Consider the following 21,262-nt stretch of genomic DNA (forward strand, 5'->3'; position numbering starts at 1 on the left):
GGGGTTCGGTCAACCTCCGACGTACGCGGCGAGATGGCGGCCGGTGAGCGTGGAGCCGTCGGCGATCAGGTCCGACGGGGTGCCCTCGAAGACCACGCTGCCGCCGTCGTGCCCGGCTCCCGGACCGAGATCGATGATCCAGTCCGCATGCGCCATCACCGCCTGATGGTGCTCGATCACCACGACGGACTTGCCCGATTCGACGAGACGGTCGAGTAGGCCGAGCAACTGGTCGACGTCGGCGAGGTGCAGTCCGGAAGTGGGTTCGTCGAGAACGTAGATCCCACCCTTTCCGGCCATCTGCGTGGCCAGCTTGACGCGCTGCCGTTCCCCGCCGGACAGCGTGGTCAAGGGCTGCCCGAGTGTGAGATAGCCCAGGCCGACATCGACCAGACGAACCAGAATGGTGTGCGCTGCTGCGATCTTCGCGTCTCCCTCACGGAAGAACGATTCGGCCTCCGCGACCGACATCGAGAGAACCTCGGCGATGTTTCGTCCGCCCAGTCGGTACTCCAGCACGGATGCCTGGAACCGCTTACCACCGCACTCCTCGCACACCGTCGCCACTCCGGCCATGATCGCGAGGTCGGAGTAGATGACACCGTTTCCGTTGCACACGGGGCATGCGCCCTCGGAGTTCGCGCTGAACAAGGCCGGCTTGACTCCGTTGGCCTTGGCGAACGCTTTGCGGATCGGCTCCAACAGTCCGGTGTACGTGGCCGGGTTGCTCCGGCGAGACCCACGGATCGCACTCTGGTCGACGGTGATCACGCCGTCCTGGCCGGACAGCGATCCGTGGATCAGGGAACTCTTGCCCGATCCGGCGACGCCGGTGACCACCACGAGTACTCCCAGCGGCACGTCGACATCGACGTCGCGAAGGTTGTGCGTGGCTGCGCCGCGGATGGCGAACGACGTGGTCGACTCGCGAACCGTCGGCTTGACCGCTGCGCGATCGTCGAAATGACGACCGGTGATCGTGTCGCTCTGTCGAAGCCCGTCGACCGAGCCTTCGAACGACACCGTTCCGCCCTCGGTTCCGGCCCCCGGTCCGAGATCGACGACGTGATCCGCGATGACGATGGTCTCCGGCTTGTGCTCGACCACCAGCACGGTGTTGCCCTTGTCGCGCAACCGCAACAGGAGGTTGTTCATCCGCTCGATGTCGTGCGGGTGCAGGCCGGTGGTCGGTTCGTCGAAGACGTAGGTGACGTCGGTCAGGGACGAGCCGAGATGCCGGATCATCTTCGTGCGCTGCGCTTCACCACCGGACAGGGTTCCCGACGGTCGGTTCAGGCTCAGGTAGCCGAGCCCGATCTCGACGAACGAATCGAGGGTGTCCGACAACGTGGTCAGCAGGGGAGCGACGGACGGATCCGTCAGGGTGCGCACCCAGGTGGCCAGGTCGCTGATCTGCATGGCACACGCGTCGGCGATGTTGATGCCGTAGATCTTCGACGATCGTGCGCCTGCGTTGAGCCGCGTCCCGTCGCATTCGGGGCAGGTGGTGAAGGTGATCGCACGCTCGACGAAGGCGCGGATGTGGGGCTGCATGGCGTCGATGTCCTTGGCCAGGAACGATTTCTGGATTTGCGGAATCAAGCCGGAGTACGTCAGATTGATGCCGTCGACCTTGATCTTCGTCGCTTCGCGGTACAGAAGGTCGCCGAGCTCCTTCTCGGTGAACTTCGCGATCGGCTTGTCCGGATCGAAGTAGCCGCAGCCGCGAAAGATTCGGCCGTACCAGCCCTCCATGCTGTAGCCGGGAATGGTGATCGCGCCGTCGTTCAGCGACTTGCTCGCGTCGTAGAGTGCCGTCAGATCGAAGTCGCTGACGGACCCGCGTCCCTCGCATCGAGGGCACATGCCGCCCGTCACGGTGAACGTCTTCTTCTCGGTGGTCTGGCGGCCACCCTTCTCCACCTTGATCGCCCCGGCACCGGACACCGAGGCGACGTTGAACGAAAAGGCCTGGGCCGAACCGATGTACGGCTTTCCCACACGGCTGAAGAGGATACGCAGCATCGCGTAGGCGTCGGTGGCGGTTCCCACCGTGGAACGCGGGTCCGCCCCGAGTCGCTGTTGGTCGACGATGATCGCCGTCGTGAGCCCGTCCATGAGATCGACGTCCGGCCGCGCGAGCGTCGGCATGAACCCCTGCACGAAGGTGCTGTAGGTCTCGTTGATCATGCGTTGCGACTCGGCTGCGATGGCGCCGAACACCAGCGAGCTCTTCCCCGATCCGGACACGCCGGTGAAGACCGTCAGACGCCGTTTGGGAAGTTCGACGTCGACGTCCTTCAGGTTGTTGACGCGAGCGCCGCGGACCCTGATGCGATCATGGCTGTCGGCGGCGTGGGTCGACGGCGAAGTGCTGCTCATGGCCGATGACTGTAGGGGCGGATCGCACCTGTGTCGATGAAGACGAGGCGCGGTCCGAGCTCAGTCGAACATCTCTGCCACCCGTCGGCGCCGGTGGGACGACCGAGAAAGTATCCCTGCGCCAGGTCGCAGCCGGCCGCGGCCAGTGCATCGAGTTGCTCCGCGGTCTCGACGCCCTCGCCGACGACCGTGACGTCGAACGCGCGAGCGAGCGCGACGATGGCGGCAACGATGGCTTTGGCGCGCGGGGTGGGAAGTCGTGCGATGTAGGACTTGTCGATCTTGAAGCTCTCGAACATCGGGTACCGATCCAGGTAGGACATGGATGTGTGACCCTTGCCCATGTCGTCGAGAAGCAACGCCAGGCCCATCTCGTGCAGGGCCGCGACCGTGTCCGCGACCCGCTCGGTGTCGGACACCCAGATCGTTTCGGTCACCTCGAGTCCCAGAGCGTGGGCGGGCAAACCGGTGGCGGCGAGGATGTCGGCGACCTGCTGCGGAAACGTCGGGTCGCGCAACTGCAGAGCACTGACGTTCACCCTCACCACGACGTTCGAACGTGCCCGCCAGCGCACTGCCTCGGCGCACGCCGTGCGCAGCGCCCATGCTCCCAGAGTGGTGGCCAGTCCGGTTCGTTCGGCAACGCCGACGAACTCCGACGGTTCGATCGGACCGAGAATCGGGTGATTCCAGCGAGCAAGTGCCTCGACGGCCACCGTTCTGCGCGTGGCGATGTCCACGAGGGGTTGATAGGCGAGCGTCAGTTCCCCGCGGCTCAGAGCCGAGCGGAGGTCGACCGACAACGAGCGAATGCGGTCGGCGTCGTAGAGGTCCGTCGGATCGAAGAGTGCGTGGCCGCCGTTGCCGGCGTCCTTGGCGCGATACATGGCGAGGTCTGCACGGTGGATGAGATCGTGCCGAGTGGTGGTCGGTTCCGCCACGGCGATACCGATACTCGCGCTGAGGGGGATCGGCTGGTCTTCCGCGGCGAACGGGGCGGCGATCGACGTGGTGATGTGGCGTGCGAGGTCCTCGGCGTGCGCGGTGCTGTCGACGCCCTCGCAGATGACCAGGAACTCGTCTCCGCCGAGTCGCGCGATGGTGTCCTGCTCCCGAGTGGCGGCGTGAAGACGGCGAACGAAGCTGACGAGCGCACGGTCGCCCGCGTCGTGTCCGAGACTGTCGTTGATGATCTTGAAGTCGTCGACGTCGATCAGCAACAGGGCCACCGCTCCGCCGTCGCGTCGGGAACGCTCGAGCGCGGCGTCGATGACGTCGTAGGCGTACGTGCGGTTGGGAAGCCCGGTCAACGCATCGTGGGTGCTGCGGCGCCGAAGCTGGTGTTCGAGGTCCATCCGCCGGAGCGCGGCCGACAGGATGCCCGCCACCGACTCGAGGAACGACACGTCCTCGTCGCGGTAGCTCCGTGCCTCGGCGGAGTGAATGGTGAGTACACCCCATGCCTCACCCGATCCGGGTCGTATGGGGATGCCGATTCCGCTACGGAGACCGAGGAACTCCATGGTGGTCGTGTCGAAGCGGGTCTCGGTGTTCCTGTCCGGAGAAACGACGGGCCGAGTCTGCGTCAGCGCGTACCCCATCAGCGACCCGTCGCCGGCCGGTACATCGTCACGTATGCCCAGCAGTCCACTGGCTGCGACGATGGTCATGACGTCGTCCTCCGGGCGATGCCGTCGGGCGATCGCGGATTGCCCGACCCCGGTGAGCGTCGCGGCTGCCGCGGTCGCCGCCGACAGCAGCTGTGGAAGGTCGGCCACCACGGCCATGTGACTCAGTTCGGCCAGCGCGCGTTGTTCGTCGGCGTGTCGTCCGGCCACCGCAGCCGACTCCGCCATTGCGGCATTGATGCGTTCGCCGCTGCTGCGATCACGAATGGTTGCGGCCACCATGTTCGGCTCGCCGTTCCCACGAGGAACGAGGTACGCGGACAGGAGAACGGGAATTCCGGCACCGGTGACGCGGTGGGTCAATTCCGTGTAACCCTTCCACGTCCCTCTCGTCATGAGTGCGCCCTCGAGGTCGGTGACGACGTCGTTCCCTCGCGACGTCAGATAGTCCGCGGCCGGAACGGTGGCCACGTCGAAATCGTCCGCGACGCCGATCAGACGTCGACCGGCCGGGTTGAGGTACAGGATGTCGCCGGCGAGCGTGCTGAAGGACACCGTGTCGGGGGAGTGCTCGACGAACGCGCGCAAGGCGACGAGATCGTCGGTGGGGTCGACCATGGACTCTCCTCGTTCGCCGGCGCGGTCACCTTTCCTTCGAATCGGTCAAGCGTATGGCGGGGGTGCGATCGTGCTGTGCCGAATGGCGGAAGATGCCACCTCCTCACCTATTCGGACACCGTTGTAGCCGCACGAACGGTCCCGACGACGCTCGAGTCCGTATATTCGGCGGTCGTGAGTGGTGTCGACATGGGTGACAGCGTGACGGTTCGAGCGGTGGCGCGATGGGTCTGAAGAACCCCTTCGACCGCCGATCGAAGGACGACCGAGTGATCGACGACGCCGTCGTGGGGTTGCCCTCGCTTCCGTGGTCCGACGCCGAACGGGCGGGGAGAAACCGGTTCGCCCGCGCGATGCTGGAGGCATGGCGCCCCGTCGTCGATACGGAAGACGCGCGTGATGCGTCCGAAGTAAGGCGTCTGGACCGCGTCCGGCAGTCGATCGATCGCCGCGGGGGTGTTCGCGGTCTGGACCCCGCCGAGTCGGCGCGCATCAAGGCCATTCGTGCGTCGGTGCGGGGCAGTATCGCAGTGTCCGCCGTCGTCGTCGGCACCGCCATCGAGTCGCTCGACGCGTGGACCGCGGAGGAAGTCGCGCATCGTGTCGTGCGGATCGACCTGGCCGGCGAGGTGGCGGCGATCTGCCGTAGCGCATTCTTGCTCGAGTCGGCGTGCACGAAACTCGAGCGCCCCACCGGCCACCTCGCGGACGACGAGGAGGTCATGCGGATCTATCGCTCACGCACCGAGGCGCTGACGGAGCGGCAGCAGGTGCTGCTCACGCGGTTGTCGGCGCTGCGGAGCTATTTCGACGGCCTGTCCTCGATGCAGAGAGAACTCGAGCGGATGCGGTGGATCCGCAGGCACGGTGAGCCCGACGAGGCGGAGCTCCACGCGCGCGAGAGCGACGAACTCGGATCGATGACCGTGAGTGCGGCTCGCGACATGTTCGACGAGGCGGCGGATCGCATCGGAGTCCAGATGCGGGATGCGGCCGCGCGACTGCACGGGCCGGTCCAGTAGGCGCGGGGCGTCGCGTGGATCCGGTTGCGCTGCAGCGCAACCGGATTCACACAACGACCTGCGAAACGGTCCTCAGACCCAGCGCTCGACGAAGGACCGGACCGCGGCATTCGCCGTCTCGGGATCGGAGGCGGTGAGGAAGTGCTGGCCGCCGTCGACGATCTGCAGTTCGGCCGAGCGCGCACCGGTGAACCGGGCGATTCCGTCCTCGGCGTTCGCCACCGAGTACACCTGATCCGCGGTGCCCTGGAGCCACAGGACGGGGCAGGTCACATCGTCCAGGCGTGCTTCCAGTCCGTCCCGGTCACGCAGGTTGATGGTGCTCGTGCGCAGGCGCCGACGTCCGTCGTCGCCCGTGTAGTTGGCGCGATAGGTCTTCAGCCAGAAGTCGCGTTCGTCGTCGGACACGTTCTCGCCGAGACCGGCACCGAGAACGGCGATCACGAAGTCGTCGGGCACCACCCAGTCGTCGCCAACGGGGGAGGCGAGCGCGTCGATCGACGGGCTGCAGAACTCGCTGCCGTCCCAGCAACCGCGGTCGATGCTGGCCGCGCTCTCGTGATCCATGGAGGTACCGAAGACGACGATGCCGCGTATGGCGTCGGGGGCGAGAAGGGCCATGCGGGTGGCGATCCACCCGCCCTGGGAGGTGCCGAGAGCGAACGCGTTCGGGATGCCGAGGCCGTTCAGGACCTGGAGATTCGCGACGGCACTGTCCCAGTAGGTGAAATGCCGATACGCCGCACGCGTGGCACCGTGTCCGTACGGTTCGATCGCCAGCAGATTCATGGAGTCGACGAGCGCCGGATCGGCGAACTGCGGACGGTACAACTCGACGGAGGTGGTGAACGAGTTGGCCATGACAATCGTGGGAAGCGCTGGGTCGTAGTCGCGGGCGAAGCGATATCCGATGGTGGAGCCGCCGAGGTGGGGGATGTCGATGGTCGTGGTGGTCATCGCGGGCCTTTCGGGTCGGGCGGCGACCGTTCACGGACCTACGCGGCAACCGAACGATCGCTCGGGTCGAGCGTATGAGCTGCGTCACACCATGTCAAAGAGCGCTCGGCGCTTCGTGCACTCGGTAGCATAAGCAACGACATGTCGTGCGGGCAGCGCTGGCGCGGAGTCGCGTCGAAACGTCCGTCACGCGCGAAAGGATGTCCGTGAGTTACTCGAGCACCGTTGTCCTCGCCCTGGTGGCGCTCATCGTGTCCATAGGTGTTGTGGCGATGACCCTGCTCGGCAGTGGACTACCCACATGGGCAACCATCGTCCTGCTTCTGATGGGTGTCGTCGGAGCTTCCGGCGCTCTCGGTGCTCTCGCTCGAGCCTCGAAAACCGAAGTCTGATTCCGGCGCGCACTCGGTTCCGGTCAGATGTCGTCGCTTCTGATGACGCGACGACGAACGGCCACGAGTTCGAGTTCCGGCCTCGACGCCGCCACCCTTTCGAGTCGATCCAGTACGTCGGTGACGTGTTCCCGATCGCCCGCGACGACCGACGCGCCGATCCCGGACCGGCGATGGAGGTCGTGATGCTCGGTCTCGGCCACCGAGACGGCGAACTTGCGATGCATCTCCGCCACGACAGGCTTGACGAGTGAGCGCTTCTCCTTCAGGGAGTGCACATCACCGAGGAGAAAATCGAATTCTATCCAACCGATCCACATAGGCCGCCGATGATACTGGGTCGCCACCGACCCTGTGGGACAGGACCGGTGGCAACCGTGTGTCGATCTCAGTTCGAGTGCAGCAGACCCAGCTGCTCGAGATCGCCGAGATACTTCTCGATCAGCTCACGCCCGAGGTGCGGAATCTCGCCGACAGCCGAGGCGAATTCGTCCGCCGGCAGCAGCGCTCCGTTCGAGGGCTGCTGCGGGTGTGCGTACGAGTCGATCAGGGGCAGCAGAGAGTGTGATCGCTGCTCACCGGGAAGACCCTCGATCGCGTCGCTGAATCGCTCGAACCACTCGGCGTAGTCGTCGACGATCTCGATGTCGCGACCGCTCTCGCGCAGCCAGTCGACGAACGTGTCCAGCGAGATACCGTCGTCGTGGGGGTTGAGGATGTCGAACGTTCGGAAGCCCGACGTGTCCGCACCCGCGATCGACGTGATGGCCGACGCGGTGAAGTCGGCCGGCAGCCCGTCGTAGTGGGCCCGCGGGCGCCCGTCCGCGTCGGTCGGCGCACCCGTATCGGTCGCGTAGAACGTCCGAGGGGCCAGACCGGTGGCGGCCACCGACAGAATCAGCCGGGTGAACACGTCCGGCACGTTCACCTGACCGGTCCACTTCCCGTGCGCGAGAATCATGTCGGATCGAAAGACCGAAACCGGCAGCTGATACTCGTCGAATGCGTTGCGCAGAAGGACTTCTCCGGCCCACTTCGAGTTGCCGTAGCCGTTCGCGTACGAGTCGTCGACGGCACGCGTGGGGCTGTCCGATCGGATGTCACCGTTCTCGCGGAAGTTCTCCACCCCCACTGCGACGGCCACCGTCGACAGGTAGGTCACCGGCTTGAGATGGTGGGTCAGGGCCAGTCGGACCACCTCCGCGGTTCCGACGACATTGGGGCCGAAGAGGTGTTCGTACGGCAGGGCGTGGTTGACCAGTGCCGCGGGGTGGACGATGCGGTCGACCCGGTCGGCCAGGTCTCGGAAGGCACCGTCGTCCAACCCGAACCGCGTCGATCCCAGATCGCCGGCGACGACGTCCAGGGCGGCGTCGGCCAACGTCCGGTATCGGTCGGAGAGCTCCGCATCCCCGGTGTCGAACGCTGCATCGAGTCGGTCTCGCGCGTCGGCGTCGGAGCGTCCGCGCACCAGGCAGACCACCGTCCCACCGACCTCGGCCATGCGCTCGAGCCATTCGAGGCACAGAAATCGACCGAGGTAGCCGTTGGCGCCGGTGAGCAGCACCGTGACCGTCGACGTCCGCGGTCCCGTGATCGTGTGCGCGGTCTCGAGAAGTTCTGCGTCGAGAAACGCCGACAACTGCAGATCCGAGGCCGACGCCACGCTCGCACCGCGGCCGTGCACGGACGCGAACGTCGCGGTGGCGCTGTCGGTGTCCCTGGCCGCCGTGATGTGCTCGGCCAGCGCGGCGAGATCCATCGCCGGCCCGGTGATGACGCCGACCGGTACCTCGACGCCGAAGATGTCGCGCAGCAGCGCCGAGTAGGTCAGGGCGGACAGGGAATCGCCACCCAGATCGGTGAAGCGCGCGTCCGGTCGGATGTCGGATCCCGCGCAGCCGAGCAGAGCTTTCGCCGCTGCGCCGACGGTGTCGAGAACCGGTGCGTCGGCCCCGGTGCGGCGAAGTTCGCGCAGGAGGTCGTCCTGACCGGTCTCCAATTCGGCGTACCGAGCCTCGAGCGCCTCGCCGTACCGTTCGATCAGTCTGGGACGCAATTGCTTTCCGGCACCGGACAACAGTCCGTTGTCCTGCGTGAAGGGTGTGTGGTCGATGAGCACGTCTCGCGGAATCTCGTAGGAGTTCAGCGATTCCGCCCTCGCGATCTCCTGCAGTGAGGCGATGACGTCCGCCGAGGTCACGTCCTCGTGTGTCGGCACCACCACGGCGAGCAGGTACGCGCGTCGACCGCTCCCGTAGAGGAAGATCTGGTCGACGAGGCCACTGGTGCCGAACACGGCTTCGAGCCGGGCCAACGCGACGAACTCACCCTGCGCGAGTTTCAGCACGTTCTTGCGACGGTCCACGTAGGCGAGGTGATCCGGCTCGATCTCGGCCACCACGTCACCCGTCCGGTAGTACCCCTCGGAATCGAAGACCTCGGCGGTGACGTCGGGGCGCTTGTAGTACCCGGGAATGATGGAGGACGTCTTGAGAAGGAGTTCACCCCGAGGATGCGGCCGGTCGGTGGAGAAGTAACCGAGTTCCGGAACGTCGTCGAGCTTGTAGTCGATGACCGGAGGGCGCGCGATCACGCCGTCGTGCAACACCATCCCCGCCTCGGTCGATCCGTAGTTGTCCTGAACGTGTACGTCCAGCAGTTCCTCGACGAAGTCCTTGACCTCCGGCGCGATCGGTGCGGTACCCACCATCGCCGCCAGAATGCGGCCACCGAACTGTTCGGTGCGGTGGCGGGCGAGTATCTCCCGGCGGATGTCGTCGGCGTCGCCGGACGTCCTTCGGTCCAGTTCTCGCTCGATCTCGGCGGTCACCGTGTGCCGGATCATCTCGCAGACCCGTGGTATCAGTAGCGCCAAGGTGGGGCGGACGATCGAGAAGTCCTCGAAGAGGGTCGACAGGTCGCTCGATCCGGTGAAGTGAACCGTGCCCCCCGCTGCGAGTGTCGAGAAGACCAGACCACGTCCGGCCAGATGGCTCATCGGGAGGTAGTCGAGAGCGATGACGGGGAACGCGGGGGACTGCGAGGAATCGTTGGAGGTGCCGGTGGGGTGCCACGCCCCGGTCCACGACCCCGACACGATCTGCTCGGTGTGGATTGCGCCCTTCGGTGTTCCCGTGCTGCCGGAGGTGTAGATCAGCGCGGCCATTCGATCGGGGTCGCCGGACGACGCCACCGGCACCCGAGGCAGCGACGACCCTGCGTCGACCAGTTCTCGAAGGCTGCGGACGCGGACGCGGACGCCGCCGCCGGCGGCGGAGCACGCGTCGTCGAATGTCCGTCGGTGCGGGCCGAACTCGAGGTCGACGTCGAGCACGACGATCTGGCGGATCGAGCCGCATCGAGTCGCGACGTCGACCGCAACGGGCAGGTTCTCGACGTCGGAGGCCAGGACCACCGGCAACACTTCCTCGGCGATCGCCGACAGTTGTGCGGCTGCGGCTCCGGCCTGCAGGGGGACGGCGACGGCTCCGAGGCGGATGGTCGCCAGCTCCGCGACGACGTACTCCGGGCTCGCGAATCCGAGTGTGGCGACGAACGATCCGGCACCGACGCGCGAGTCCGCTTCCGCCAGCGCCGCGGCCAGAGCGGCGGCGTCGGACCATGCTTGCCGGTAGGTGATCGTCTCGAACCGGGGGAGCAGCTCCCGGGTGTCGTCGGTGGGCACAGCGCGGGCCCGACGCCCCAACGCCGGCCGGTCGGCGTATCGCGTCATGATCTCGTCGACCACGCGGGCCAGATCGGGGGCGTGGTCCCGAGCAGCGTCGGCGGCGCTCGAATCCGGTTCCGCGGCGCGGAACTCGTCGTCGTTGGTGTGCAACTCGCCGTACCGATCGACGAGACGATCCGCGGCGTCGCGGGTGTCCAGAGTGCGGGTCATGGTCGAACTCCCTCCTGGTGCTCCTCGGGGGCCAAAAAGCACTGTTCTTCCGAATCGCAATATAGTTACCAAAAGCAAGCATATGCCGCCGATGACAGCGCGGCGCGTGATGCTGCTCATAGTCCGAATAGCCGGAAATGTCTGGCGTGGAACATCATTCGTTCCGTATGTGACTGCTGACTGTCGTCGCGACACGATCCGGCACTGCCGTGCGATAAAGGATCGGGTGCGAGTGATAGTGCGTCGGCATGGTCAGGCGAGGGCGTAGGGGCACCGCGTGGGGCTTCCCGCCCCTTACTGGTAACCCTGCATATTCAGGCGCCGCATAATCGGAGATGCGCTTTGGTTGAGATCCAGACCGACTAGGCGAGACAATTTACGCCCGGTCTGGGTTCACACTTCACGCACGGGTCGCTGGCTAGACTTACGGCATGCCTAGGGAGTCCTACAACGTTCGTGTCCTGCGTGGCAAGGCAGTTGCTTCGCTTCGCACGGGAGTTGCCGCCTTCAACGGGCTCGATGACGCTGGACGGATTACGACGGTACTGCTCAGTCTCCAACACGCGTTTGAAATGCTTCTGAAGGCGATTCTTGAGGTCAAGAAGGACAAGGGGGTTTTCGACAAGCGCAGTCAGAAATCGATCTCGCTGGACCGTGCGATAAACCGGTGTCAGCAGATTGAGGGTGTAAAATTGACTGACGAAGAGGCAGGTGTCATCCGGCACCTCGATGCAATGCGTGACGCGGAGCAGCACTGGCACCTCGTGGTCGACGAGGGGCTTCTCTTTCATAACGCGCGCGCAGCGGTAACGCTGTTTGATGATCTGCTACATCGTGTATTCAATGAGCGCTTGTCGCAGTACATTCCGACTCGTGTCCTACCGATCAGTGCAGAGCCGCCAATGGGTTTGGACCTGTTGGTTGACAGGGAATATCAGCGAATTGCTGATCTGCTTAAGCCCGGTCGAAGGGCCACCGCCGAGGCAAAAGGCCGGGTTCGGGCGCTGTTAGCGACCGAGGCCGTTGCGGACGCCGATGCAGCCGAGGTGCGTGAGGATGACGTGCGCCGAGTGACCAGGGGTATCAGTGAAGGCAGGACCCGTGAGCAGGTCTTTCCGAAGCTAACCGGCTACACGTCGAGTTTCCAGGGCGATGGGGTGGGTGTGGAGGTTCGCATAGTCAAGGCCGGCGGACTACCAGTTACCTATACCGACAACCCCACTGCCGACACGGCAGCGATTCGGACAGTCGACCTCGAGAAGAAGTTCCATATGGGCGCCTACGACCTTGCCGACAAATCTGGTGTCAGCAGGACCCGTGCCGTTGCCATGAGGAGACATCTGGGCCTGGACAACAATGACGATCACTTTTCCCATCGGTTCCAATTCGGCAGTTCGAAGCATCTGAGATACTCCAACAACGCGCTGACTGCGATGCGCGAATCTCTGAAGACTGCCGACCTGGAGAAAATCTGGATGGCGCACCGAACTATCGCTTACAACAGCACATCAGCGTCTCCGCCATGCGACCAACCAGGCTGCGTCCAGGCGGGCATATAGAGTCGTCGCGTGCCCGAGTTTCGCTTCAGCAACGGCGCAGGATTACGTCAATCTGACGCAGAGCGATGTTGCAGGGTCAGCTTGGAATCTTGCGGAGGGTGGGGTGAACGTTAACTAGTCGTCCTCGAGCACGTCGTCGATCGAGGACGGGGATGGTGATGCATCTGGTGCGATATGCCGTCAAAGTTGACATAATGTCGATTATCGGCAAAACGACATTGCAGGTGGTTCAGCGCTGGACCGTGTATCGACGCTCGATACCTGCCGTGCGCACACCCCAGTCGCTGGTCCGTGCGCGCCGCTGGTGCTCGGCGAACGCGACGTCGTCGACGAACTCCTCGTCGACGCGCCACACGAACGGGTCGGATGTCGGGCTCACCGTGAACGACATGCATCCGGGTTCCGCGTGTGTGAGCTCGATGTGGTGTGGCAACAGGTCGATGACGACCGCAACCTCGTCGGTGCTGCGGCACACGAGGTATCCGGTCAGGCGCACCGATGGCATCGAACCCCTACCTCACCCACGAGGTCCACCCGCTCCCATCCTCCTATTCGTCACTGTGACGAAATGGTGCCGGGGAGCCGCCTCGGACATTCGCGCGTGGACTCGAGTACCGAACGCACGGATGACCACCGCGTTCCACCTCGCCGTCGTAGTCGAGCCCGACCTTCTCCATGACACGCCGCGAGGCCAGATTGTCGTGGCGGGTGTACGCAACCACACGACGCGCATCGATCTCCGATGCCGCGCACATCGTCAGCAGGCACCGTACGACGGCCGTAGCGAGCCCACGTCCCCACCACTCGGGCAGCAAAATGTAGGCAAGCTCGAGATCGGCTCCGTCTCGTTTGATGCCGGCCCGTCCGGCGAGCCGACCGTCGTCGAAGAGCAGATACATTCCGAAACCGAACGTGTCCCAGTGCTTCAGTGCCGCATCCAGATACGCGGCGCTGTGCTCCGGTGTCCGGGTACCGCCGATGGGTGCCATGGACCTGTCGTCCGTATGCATGGCGTCGACGTGTGGCAGATCCTCGACGTCGAGTCGCCTCGCCGAGAGACCGTCCGCTTCCCATCGATCCGGCATGGTCACCGGTGCAGCGTATCCCGCACCGTTCCGTCCGGTGCCGTGTGTCGTCGGCACCGAGCGCGCGATGAGTTCGAGCCCTCCCGATGGTCGTACTCGACAGGAACCGACCGACGAGGAGAACCGCCATGGGTACCGTCACGCTCGAACTGTTCACGAGCCTCGATCTGGTCGGGCAATCGCCCGGCGGGCCGCAGGAGGACCCCGACGGCTTCTCCTTCGGCGGGTGGCAAGCGCCGTTGCTCGACGACATCACCGCTGCGCAGATCGACGAGGCGTACGAGGGGACCGATGCGCTGCTGCTCGGGCGGCGTACCTACGACATCTTCGCCGCGCACTGGCCACACCAGGACGACGACTTCGCCGCATTGTTCAACCGCATTCCGAAGTACGTGGCATCGCGCGGAACCCCCGAACTCTCCTGGTCGGGATCGACGCTTCTGGGTACGAACATCGCCGACGCCGTGAGCGAAATCCGTGGACGTCACGACGGTATCCGGGTCGTCGGGAGTCTCGATCTGGTGAGAACACTGTTGCAGCACAACCTGATCGACCGTCTCGATCTCTGGGTGCATCCGATCGTGTTGGGGACCGGAAAGCGCCTCTTCGACTCCGGAACGACGCCGGCGAGCCTGACACTGCTGCAGCCGCCCGCGGTAGGTTCGACGGGAATCGTCCTCCTCCGCTACGCATTCGAGGGCGGAGAGCCCCGTACCGGCGACATGACCGCGACTCACTGATCCGAACTCGGTGAAGCCCGCTGTGTGCGTAGTGCGTCGACTTCCGCACGCAGAGCGGTGATCTCGTCGATGTACGGCTGGATCCGCCGCCGGATCTGTTCGTCGGTGTATTGCGGAACCAAGCTGCGGGCGCAGTTCCAGTCGAAGGCCTCGACCTCGACGACGATGCTGCGCTCGCACTCCGCGGATACGGTGCGGCCGTCGGGCAGTCGGCGCAGGTCGTCCAGCAGCATCGGATCGTCGGCGGCGTCGACGACCTGCGCGGTACCGAACAGTTTCAGCCGTAGTCGCCGCGGGAGATCGGCGACGTACAGCGCCACCCGTCCGTCGGTCTCGATGTTGCCCACGGACACGAACTGGCGGTTGCCGCGGTGATCGGCGAACCCGATGCGATTTCCGCCGAGGTGGTGCACGAACCCCGCCGGACCACTGCGGTACTGCACGTACGGCCACCCCGACGGGGTCACGGTGCCCAGGTGGAGTTGGAATGCGCCGGTCACCATCGCGACCTCGCGGTCCCCCAGCGTCATGTTCTCGGCAGTTACGCCGTTCGCGTCCTCCGAGCCGATGGTTCCCTGCCGAGCACGCGCCCGCTCGCCGAACGCCAGTTGCCGGTACCGGTTCGTCATGGGCTCTTGCTTATCAGGCCGGTGTCACGACGGACACGCAGTGGTCCACGAAACGGTCCCGGTCCACGTTCAGGTCGCCGTCGAGGTACGACGTGAACAGCGCGGTCAGTGCGCCCACCATGGCGGTGGCCGCGAGTCGTCGATCGACGCCCGTCACCCGGGCGGGCAGGTGCTCCTCGACGAGCGCGACGAAGAGCGGAACGGTGTTCGGGCCCAACCGATTCAACGCCACGTCTGCGAAGGGGGCTTTCAACAGCACTCGACCCCGTGCCGGTTCGTCGATCACGAGTTCGACGAACGCGGCCACGGCGCGCCGAGAGCGCTCACCGGGCGTACGGGCCTCACCGACCGCGGCGATCAGCGCTGCGCGCGCCGCGCCGGCGACTTCCTCGTACACCGTGCGAACGAAGGTGTCCCGGTCGGCAAAGCTCTCGTAGAAATACCGCTCGGTCAGCGATGCGCGGGTGCACACGGCTCGAACACTGACTGCGGGCCGCTCCTCGGCGCCGAGGAGGGCGATGCCCGCGTCCAGCAGCGCGGCGCGTCGGAGCGTGCGTCGCTCGTCCAGCGTCGTCACCGATCGGGCCTTTCTGTTGACCTTCTGCTCCCGCAACCCTACGGTGACAACATGTGTAGTCAGCCGTTGGGTCCCGATTCCGCGACGTGGCGTTACTTCGGGGACTGGCGCGGAATGCTCCAGGGGCCGTGGGCCGGATCGATGCAGAACCTGCACCCCGGCCTGGGGGCAGCGGTCACCGACCACTCCACGTTCGGGTTCGAGCGGTGGGAGCGGGTGATGCGGTCCCTCTACCCCATCGGCGGCGTGGTCTTCGACGGCGAGCGCGCCGCGGAGACAGCGGTCCGAATCCGCAAGTATCACAATGACATCAGCGGAACGGACAGTCGTGGTCGGCGCTATCACGCCCTGGACCCCGAGACCTTCTACTGGGCGCACGCGACCTTCTTCGTCGGAACGATGCTGACCGCGCAGCACTTCATGGGAGGGCTCGGCGAGGCCGATCGGGAGCAGCTGTTCCTCGAGCACCGGCAGTGGTACGCGCTGTACGGGATGAGCATGCGCCCGGTGCCGGAGACCTGGGCCGACTTCCAGGTCTACTGGGATCACATGTGCCGCAACGTCCTGGAGGATTCACCGGCCGCGCGCATGGTGCTCGACATGTCCGATCTGCCCGTGCCCCCGTTCCTGCCGTGGCTACCGGCTCGCGTCTGGACGACGGTCCGACCCGCGGTAGGGCGATCGGCGGTGCGGCTCACCGTCGGCCTGTACGACCCCGCCGTGCGAGACCTTCTCGGCTACACCTGGACCGCGCAGGACGAGCGGTGGTTTCGACGCGTGTGCCGAGCGGTGACGCTGGCCTTTCGACTCGTTCCGGCGCGGGCTCGGTTGCATCCCCGCGCCCGAGCCGGGTTCGACCGGGCTGCGGGAGCGATTCCGCTCGCCTCTCCCCTGCCCGAAACTCCCGAGCGCAATCTCCCACCCGAGCATCGCCGGAACAGTCCCCAGCACTACGTGCCCGCGCAATACCGCACCTAGCGAGTCGACGCGCTGGAGGCGTCGGCGGAGCGCGAGTCGCTTCCGGAAGGCATCGAGGGCACCGGAAAGTACCTGGACGTCGAATACGTTGCCCTGCGGTAGTTTCGATCGTCGCCGGGCCACGCCTTCTACTCGAGGAGTCGGGCCAACCGCGGGACCAGGGACAGCGGAGTGCTGCGCTCGACGAGATACCGCTCGTCCGCGTCGAACACGGCATCGAGTCCGGGCGCCGGGTCGTCGGTCTCCGAACGTGCGTAGGTCAGGCCACTGAAGGGCCAGTCGGTGCCGAACACGACGTGGTCGCGATCGGCCACTTCGAGCACGCTGCGCATCGACGAGGCCGAGGCCGACAGCGCGGTGTCGTAGTAGAAGGTTCGCAGCGCGTCGGCGACTCCCAGCAGGGACACGTCCGGGACGACGTCGGGAACGACGATGCGTGGCGATCCGAGCCGGGTGGCCAGGAACGGCGTGCATCCGCCGGCATGGGCGAGCAGGATCCGCAGGTTCGGGTATCGGATGGGGACGCCCGCCGTGATCATCGTGGTCACGGCTCTGGTCGTCTCGAACGGGAACTCGAGGAGGAAGTCGGGCAGTGGGAGCGTCGATCTCGACGCGGCAGGCGGCTCGCCGGGGTGAACGAACACCAGGGCGCCGCGGTCGTCGAGGGCCGCCAGGAGTGGATCGAACCGCGGATCGCCGAGGTAGACGCCGTCGTAGGAGGACAGCAGCGTGACACCGTCGAGCTTCAGGACGTCCAGTGCGTACACGGCCTCGGCCACCGCGGCCGAGACATCTGGAAGCGGAACGGTTCCGAGCCCGCCGAATCGGGTGGGGTGCCGAGCGATCAGATCGGCCGCGTACTCGTTGCAGTACCGCGACAGCCGAGCGGCCTGCACCGGTTCCGCGAATCGCACCGACGGATCGGAGATGGACAGCACCTGCGCGTCGATTCCGAAGCGGTCCATGAATTCGAGAGCAGCGTCGGGTGTCCACTGCGGCAGGGGTAGGCCGCCGGGTGCGAGAAGACCGGCGCCCAGAACAGCGGCGCGGTACTCGGGTGGGAGGAAGTGTGCATGCAGGTCCACGCGGTACGGGCCGGTGGCCGGCGCGGCGTGTGCGGATGGCGCCCGCTGAGCGGGCGCCATCCGCATGCTCGCAGCTACAGCCCCCGCGACGGCGGCGGCTCGGAGAGCCTGCCGCCGCGTAGCCGCGACACGCGTCCGTCGATCGTTCACGCCCCACCCCCGTGTCGAACCGTCCGGACGTGCCGAGTCTAGTGAAGAATCGGAGGCATTCTGATATTTCGATCAGTTCTGTGATGTGTCCTCGAGGCGATGCGGTCACCGTAAAGGGTCCGCTCGGTCATTGCTGGGGGCCGGAGCCGCGCCTAGTGTCCGATTTACCCGCATCCTCAGGCCCGCTACGGAGATGAGATCCATGACCACCGACACCGCGCCCACCGTGAACGATGCCTCCGACGGCAGCCCCGACCACACCCCCGATTCCGAGGTCGGCTCCGCCGTCGAGCGCGCGCGTGCCGCCGCGCTCTGGTGGGGAGCTCTCGATTTCGCCGAACGCCGCGAGTACCTCCTGCGCTTCAAGCGCCGGATCGCCCGCACGTCTGCCTCGCTCGTGAAGATCGTGCGCGAGGAGACCGGCAAACCGGCCGACGACGCGCTGCTCGAGGTGATGCTGGCGGTCGAGCATCTGAGCTGGGCGGCGAAGAACGCTCGCAAGGTGCTGCGGGAGCGGTCGGTCTACCCCGGCATGGTGAGCATCAATCAGGCTGCGTCCGTGCGCTATCAGCCCCTCGGCGTCGTCGGTGTCATCGGCCCCTGGAACTACCCGGTGTACACACCGATGGGATCCATCGCGTACGCCATGGCGGCAGGCAACGCCGTCGTCTTCAAGCCCAGCGAACTGACGCCTCGTACGGGACAGTGGCTGGCCGACGCGTGGGCTGCACTCGGTGCCCCGCACGCGGTGGTGCAGACCGTGACCGGCGGCGGCTCGGTCGGTGCGGCGCTGTGCGACGCCGGCGTCGACAAGATCGCGTTCACCGGATCGACGGCGACCGCCAAGAAGGTCATGGCGGCGTGCGCGCGCACGCTCACGCCGATCGTGGTCGAGGGCGGCGGCAAGGACGCGATGATCGTCGACGCGGACGCGGACATCGAGAAGGCCGCGACGTTCGCCGCGTTCGGTGCGATGGGCAACGCCGGTCAGACCTGCGCCGGCGTCGAGCGCATCTACGTTGTCGACGCGGTGGCCGATCGGTTCATCGAGGCGCTGACCACTCGGGTGAAAGCCCTCACCGTGGGCGATCGACCCGATTCCCATTACGGACGCATGACGCTGGCCCGCCAGGTGGACGTCGTCAAAGACCAGCTCGACGACGCGTTGGCGCGGGGAGGTCGCGCCGTGCTCGGCGGTCCGGAGTCCATTCGCGCACCCTACGTCGATCCGATCGTGTTGCTCGACGTCCCGGAGGACAGCGACGCGGTCACCGAGGAGACCTTCGGGCCCACCGTGGTGATCAACCGCATCCGAGATCTGGACGAGGGCGTGCAGAGGGCGAACGCGTCGAAGTACGGGCTCGGTGCCTCCGTGTTCACCGCCGACGCGGACGCCGCCGAGCGAGCGGCGTCCGAACTCCGCGCGGGTGTGGTGACCGTGAACTCGGTGCTGGGCTTCGCCGCCATCGGCGCACTCCCCTTCGGCGGGGTGGGTGATTCCGGATTCGGTCGTATCCACGGGGCGGACGGTCTGCGGGAGTTCTCGCGAGTCAAGTCGGTGACGCGACAGAAGTTCACTGCACCGTTGGATCTGGTGACGATGGCTCGGAAGCGCCGGGACGTCACGGTGGCCCGCTGGATCCTGACCCAGTTCCACGGGCGGCGCTGACGTTCGGGCGGCGCTGACGTTCGGGCGGCGCCGATGTCACCGGCGTCGCCGAATATCGTCGGACTCACCGAAGGCGTTCGGCGTCCTTCGCCAGGCGCACGAGCGCACCGCACAGTTCGGTGAGATCGTCGCCGCTCGCCCCCTCCGCGACCGCCGTCGCGACGTCCTCGGCGGCACATCGCACCCCGAACGCGCGATCCGCGACGGCCTCGACTTCGTCGGCGGTGAGAACGACCGCGTCGACCGGCACCGACGTACCGGCCGCCGACGTGCGGTGTTCGTACGCGCGCTGCCGACAGGATTGCCGGCAGTACCGCCGTCGTCGCCCGGTACCGGCGTCGGGCACCGGGCGACCACACCACACGCAGGTGGCGGGACGCCGGGCTCTGACCATGCGGCGACCCTACCGAGCGCGCTCGCAGAGCCCTGCGACGGTAGGATGGTGTGCTTGCGCGCCCGCGGGAACGTTCGGCGGCTCTGTCGCGTTGTAGGAAGAGCAGCAGCGCCGCGAGGGTGATGCCCTCGGCGCGCAGCAGACATTCGATCGAGAGAGGACTCCACCATGGCAGATCGCGTACTACGAGGTAGTCGACTCGGAGCGGTGAGCTACGAGACCGATCGCGACCACGACCTCGCGCCGCGGCGCATGGCCCGGTACCGCACCGACAACGGTGAGGAGTTCGACGTTCCCTTCGCCGACGACGCCGAGTTGCCGGGCACCTGGCTCTGCCGTAACGGCATGGAGGGCTCGCTGATCGAGGGCACCGCGCCGGAGGCCAAGAAGGTCAAGCCGCCGCGCACGCACTGGGACATGCTGCTCGAGCGCCGTTCGGTCGAGGAACTGGAAGAGCTCCTCAAGGAGCGGATGGACCTCCTCAAGGCCAAGCGCCGCGGAGCCGGAGTCTGATCCGATTCGACACCTGAACACCCGCACGACCGAACACACGAGGGCCCCGGAGCACTGCTCCGGGGCCCTCGTCGTCGGTCGCGGTCGTCCGGTTCGTGGATCAGCCGTCCAGGTACCGGTTCACGATCGGGCCGATCACCCCGAGCATCTCGGGGTCCGTCATCTCCGAGTGGGCACAGGGAGCGGCGTGATCGTGGATCGCGCCGCGGACGTACCCGCGCCATGCGGAGGCATTGCGGTGCGGATCGGCCCGGTTGACGTCGTCGTCCACCGCGGTGACGAACACGACGTCGCAGTTCACCGGAGCCGGACGGTATCCGTGCGCCAACACCGTGCCGTTGACGTACGCGTCGTACAGCGCGCCCAGGGTCTCGTCGGTGAGAGACGCTGCGGGCCCGCCCCGGCTGCGCAGGAGCGCGGCCGCGTCGGCGATCGAGGGTTCGACGCCGTCCGGCATCACCTGCCCGGTGAACTCCTCGATCAGGTCGCCCGGGGTGGGGGTCGCCTCGAGGTAGCGGTCGGCGAGAACGTAGCTGTCGAGCATTGTCAGGGTCTGTACCCGTTCCCCGACGCTCTCGAGCTCGACGGTCATCGCGTGCGCGATCAGCCCGCCGAGAGACCAACCCAGCAGGTGGTACGGGCCGTGTGGCTGGATCGAGCGGATCTCCCGCACGTAGTACCGAGCGAGGTCCTCCATGGTGTCGAACTCGGTGGTCCGGCCGGAGATCACCGGGGACTGCACGCCGTAGACGGGTCGGCCCGGATCGACGTGAGCGAGCAGCCCCGCGTAGCTCCAGGCCAGCCCGAAGGCCGGGTGGATGCAGAACAGCGGGGCCGAATCACCCTGTGGGCGGATGGGCAGCACCATCTCCAGTGCTCCGCCGAGGCCCGCGGCGGTCGAGTCGGTCCCCTCGCGCCGAGCCTCGTCGATGCGCGCCGCGAGGGACGCCGGAGTGGAGTCGGTGAACAGCCACTGCATCGGC

General features: G+C 66.3%; 19 protein-coding genes. 7 read left to right on the top strand and 12 right to left on the bottom strand.

All coding sequences use genetic code 11. The features are described from left to right. Positions 1-9 precede the first annotated feature (9 nt). Together ACY466_RS10660 and ACY466_RS10665 are read right to left on the bottom strand one after the other, a co-directional pair. Positions 10-2,382 (bottom strand): ATP-binding cassette domain-containing protein, encoded by a 2,373-nt coding sequence (locus ACY466_RS10660; protein WP_463245383.1) that lies wholly within the window; start codon positions 2,380-2,382, stop codon positions 10-12. Next, complete coding sequence (locus tag ACY466_RS10665; RefSeq protein ID WP_463245384.1) at positions 2,379-4,628, bottom strand: sensor domain-containing protein; 2,250 nt, start codon at positions 4,626-4,628, stop codon at positions 2,379-2,381. The genes ACY466_RS10660 and ACY466_RS10665 overlap by 4 nt, the downstream gene beginning before the upstream one ends. 224 nt (positions 4,629-4,852) lie before the next feature. Here ACY466_RS10665 and ACY466_RS10670 point away from each other — a divergent pair, with 224 nt between their 5' ends. After that, complete coding sequence (locus ACY466_RS10670) at positions 4,853-5,650, top strand: hypothetical protein (RefSeq protein WP_463245385.1); 798 nt, start codon at positions 4,853-4,855, stop codon at positions 5,648-5,650. A gap of 72 nt (positions 5,651-5,722) precedes the next feature. On the opposite strand, the gene ACY466_RS10675 is transcribed toward ACY466_RS10670, so the two are convergent. Further along, positions 5,723-6,607 (bottom strand): alpha/beta fold hydrolase, encoded by an 885-nt coding sequence (locus tag ACY466_RS10675; protein WP_463245386.1) that lies wholly within the window; start codon positions 6,605-6,607, stop codon positions 5,723-5,725. 206 nt (positions 6,608-6,813) lie between these two features. On the opposite strand from ACY466_RS10675, the gene ACY466_RS10680 reads away from it, so the two are divergent. Further along, positions 6,814-6,999: a hypothetical protein gene (locus ACY466_RS10680; protein ID WP_463245387.1), complete on the top strand. Its 186-nt coding sequence runs from the start codon at positions 6,814-6,816 to the stop codon at positions 6,997-6,999. Between the two features lie 23 nt (positions 7,000-7,022). Here ACY466_RS10680 and ACY466_RS10685 read toward each other — a convergent pair whose 3' ends face one another. Then, a complete protein-coding gene (locus ACY466_RS10685; protein WP_463245388.1) occupies positions 7,023-7,319 on the bottom strand; it encodes a DUF503 domain-containing protein in 297 nt (98 codons plus the stop codon). 68 nt (positions 7,320-7,387) lie between these two features. Continuing rightward, on the bottom strand, positions 7,388-10,900 hold the full coding sequence (car, locus tag ACY466_RS10690; protein ID WP_463245389.1) for a carboxylic acid reductase: 3,513 nt from the start codon (positions 10,898-10,900) through the stop codon (positions 7,388-7,390). A gap of 431 nt (positions 10,901-11,331) precedes the next feature. Here car and ACY466_RS10695 point away from each other — a divergent pair, with 431 nt between their 5' ends. Next, on the top strand, positions 11,332-12,459 hold the full coding sequence (locus tag ACY466_RS10695) for a DUF3644 domain-containing protein (protein ID WP_463245390.1): 1,128 nt from the start codon (positions 11,332-11,334) through the stop codon (positions 12,457-12,459). Between the two features lie 229 nt (positions 12,460-12,688). Here ACY466_RS10695 and ACY466_RS10700 read toward each other — a convergent pair whose 3' ends face one another. Both ACY466_RS10700 and ACY466_RS10705 read right to left on the bottom strand, forming a co-directional pair. After that, entirely contained in the window at positions 12,689-12,964 is a 276-nt protein-coding gene (locus tag ACY466_RS10700; protein ID WP_463245391.1) for a putative quinol monooxygenase, read from the bottom strand. A gap of 43 nt (positions 12,965-13,007) precedes the next feature. Beyond that, positions 13,008-13,544, bottom strand: a complete 537-nt coding sequence (locus tag ACY466_RS10705; RefSeq protein WP_463252222.1) for a GNAT family N-acetyltransferase — start codon at positions 13,542-13,544, stop codon at positions 13,008-13,010. 128 nt (positions 13,545-13,672) lie between these two features. Here ACY466_RS10705 and ACY466_RS10710 point away from each other — a divergent pair, with 128 nt between their 5' ends. Further along, positions 13,673-14,284, top strand: coding sequence for a dihydrofolate reductase family protein (locus ACY466_RS10710; RefSeq protein ID WP_463245392.1), 612 nt, complete (start codon positions 13,673-13,675; stop codon positions 14,282-14,284). Here the strand turns inward: ACY466_RS10710 and ACY466_RS10715 are convergent. After that, positions 14,278-14,913 (bottom strand): pyridoxamine 5'-phosphate oxidase family protein, encoded by a 636-nt coding sequence (locus tag ACY466_RS10715; RefSeq protein ID WP_463245393.1) that lies wholly within the window; start codon positions 14,911-14,913, stop codon positions 14,278-14,280. The two genes, ACY466_RS10710 and ACY466_RS10715, sit on opposite strands and share 7 nt — an antisense overlap. A gap of 13 nt (positions 14,914-14,926) precedes the next feature. Further along, the gene (locus ACY466_RS10720) at positions 14,927-15,490 is read right to left on the bottom strand and encodes a TetR/AcrR family transcriptional regulator (protein ID WP_463245394.1); all 564 of its coding nucleotides are present in this window, start codon (positions 15,488-15,490) and stop codon (positions 14,927-14,929) included. A 51-nt stretch (positions 15,491-15,541) separates the two neighbouring features. Between ACY466_RS10720 and ACY466_RS10725 the strand changes: the two genes are divergently transcribed. Further along, the gene (locus tag ACY466_RS10725; protein WP_463245395.1) at positions 15,542-16,468 is read left to right on the top strand and encodes an oxygenase MpaB family protein; all 927 of its coding nucleotides are present in this window, start codon (positions 15,542-15,544) and stop codon (positions 16,466-16,468) included. Positions 16,469-16,596: 128 nt separating this feature from the next. Here the strand turns inward: ACY466_RS10725 and ACY466_RS10730 are convergent, their stop codons facing one another. Next, complete coding sequence (locus tag ACY466_RS10730; protein ID WP_463245396.1) at positions 16,597-17,613, bottom strand: amidohydrolase family protein; 1,017 nt, start codon at positions 17,611-17,613, stop codon at positions 16,597-16,599. Positions 17,614-17,905: 292 nt separating this feature from the next. On the opposite strand from ACY466_RS10730, the gene ACY466_RS10735 reads away from it, so the two are divergent. Further along, a complete protein-coding gene (locus ACY466_RS10735; RefSeq protein ID WP_463245397.1) occupies positions 17,906-19,372 on the top strand; it encodes an aldehyde dehydrogenase family protein in 1,467 nt (488 codons plus the stop codon). Positions 19,373-19,436: 64 nt separating this feature from the next. Here the strand turns inward: ACY466_RS10735 and ACY466_RS10740 are convergent, their stop codons facing one another. Then, positions 19,437-19,766, bottom strand: coding sequence for a hypothetical protein (locus ACY466_RS10740; protein ID WP_463245398.1), 330 nt, complete (start codon positions 19,764-19,766; stop codon positions 19,437-19,439). Between the two features lie 168 nt (positions 19,767-19,934). Here ACY466_RS10740 and ACY466_RS10745 point away from each other — a divergent pair, with 168 nt between their 5' ends. Further along, positions 19,935-20,279: an RNA polymerase-binding protein RbpA gene (locus ACY466_RS10745; RefSeq protein ID WP_463245399.1), complete on the top strand. Its 345-nt coding sequence runs from the start codon at positions 19,935-19,937 to the stop codon at positions 20,277-20,279. 100 nt (positions 20,280-20,379) lie between these two features. Here the strand turns inward: ACY466_RS10745 and ACY466_RS10750 are convergent, their stop codons facing one another. Beyond that, entirely contained in the window at positions 20,380-21,258 is an 879-nt protein-coding gene (locus tag ACY466_RS10750) for a thioesterase domain-containing protein (protein WP_463252223.1), read from the bottom strand. Between the last annotated feature and the right edge of the window lie 4 nt (positions 21,259-21,262).

This window comes from Rhodococcus sp. K11/5 (genome assembly GCF_055193735.1).

Coding starts and splice junctions, on each gene's coding strand:
- ACY466_RS10710 (WP_463245392.1), top strand. CDS start 13,673: ATGGGTACCGTCACGCTCGAACTGTTCACGAGCCTCGATCTGGTCGGG.
- ACY466_RS10730 (WP_463245396.1), bottom strand. CDS start 17,613: ATGGCGCCCGCTCAGCGGGCGCCATCCGCACACGCCGCGCCGGCCACC.
- ACY466_RS10665 (WP_463245384.1), bottom strand. CDS start 4,628: ATGGTCGACCCCACCGACGATCTCGTCGCCTTGCGCGCGTTCGTCGAG.
- ACY466_RS10715 (WP_463245393.1), bottom strand. CDS start 14,913: ATGACGAACCGGTACCGGCAACTGGCGTTCGGCGAGCGGGCGCGTGCT.
- ACY466_RS10725 (WP_463245395.1), top strand. CDS start 15,542: ATGTGTAGTCAGCCGTTGGGTCCCGATTCCGCGACGTGGCGTTACTTC.
- ACY466_RS10740 (WP_463245398.1), bottom strand. CDS start 19,766: ATGGTCAGAGCCCGGCGTCCCGCCACCTGCGTGTGGTGTGGTCGCCCG.
- ACY466_RS10745 (WP_463245399.1), top strand. CDS start 19,935: ATGGCAGATCGCGTACTACGAGGTAGTCGACTCGGAGCGGTGAGCTAC.
- ACY466_RS10700 (WP_463245391.1), bottom strand. CDS start 12,964: ATGCCATCGGTGCGCCTGACCGGATACCTCGTGTGCCGCAGCACCGAC.
- car (WP_463245389.1), bottom strand. CDS start 10,900: ATGACCCGCACTCTGGACACCCGCGACGCCGCGGATCGTCTCGTCGAT.
- ACY466_RS10705 (WP_463252222.1), bottom strand. CDS start 13,544: ATGCCGGATCGATGGGAAGCGGACGGTCTCTCGGCGAGGCGACTCGAC.
- ACY466_RS10695 (WP_463245390.1), top strand. CDS start 11,332: ATGCCTAGGGAGTCCTACAACGTTCGTGTCCTGCGTGGCAAGGCAGTT.
- ACY466_RS10660 (WP_463245383.1), bottom strand. CDS start 2,382: ATGAGCAGCACTTCGCCGTCGACCCACGCCGCCGACAGCCATGATCGC.
- ACY466_RS10735 (WP_463245397.1), top strand. CDS start 17,906: ATGACCACCGACACCGCGCCCACCGTGAACGATGCCTCCGACGGCAGC.
- ACY466_RS10685 (WP_463245388.1), bottom strand. CDS start 7,319: ATGTGGATCGGTTGGATAGAATTCGATTTTCTCCTCGGTGATGTGCAC.
- ACY466_RS10750 (WP_463252223.1), bottom strand. CDS start 21,258: ATGCAGTGGCTGTTCACCGACTCCACTCCGGCGTCCCTCGCGGCGCGC.
- ACY466_RS10675 (WP_463245386.1), bottom strand. CDS start 6,607: ATGACCACCACGACCATCGACATCCCCCACCTCGGCGGCTCCACCATC.
- ACY466_RS10670 (WP_463245385.1), top strand. CDS start 4,853: ATGGGTCTGAAGAACCCCTTCGACCGCCGATCGAAGGACGACCGAGTG.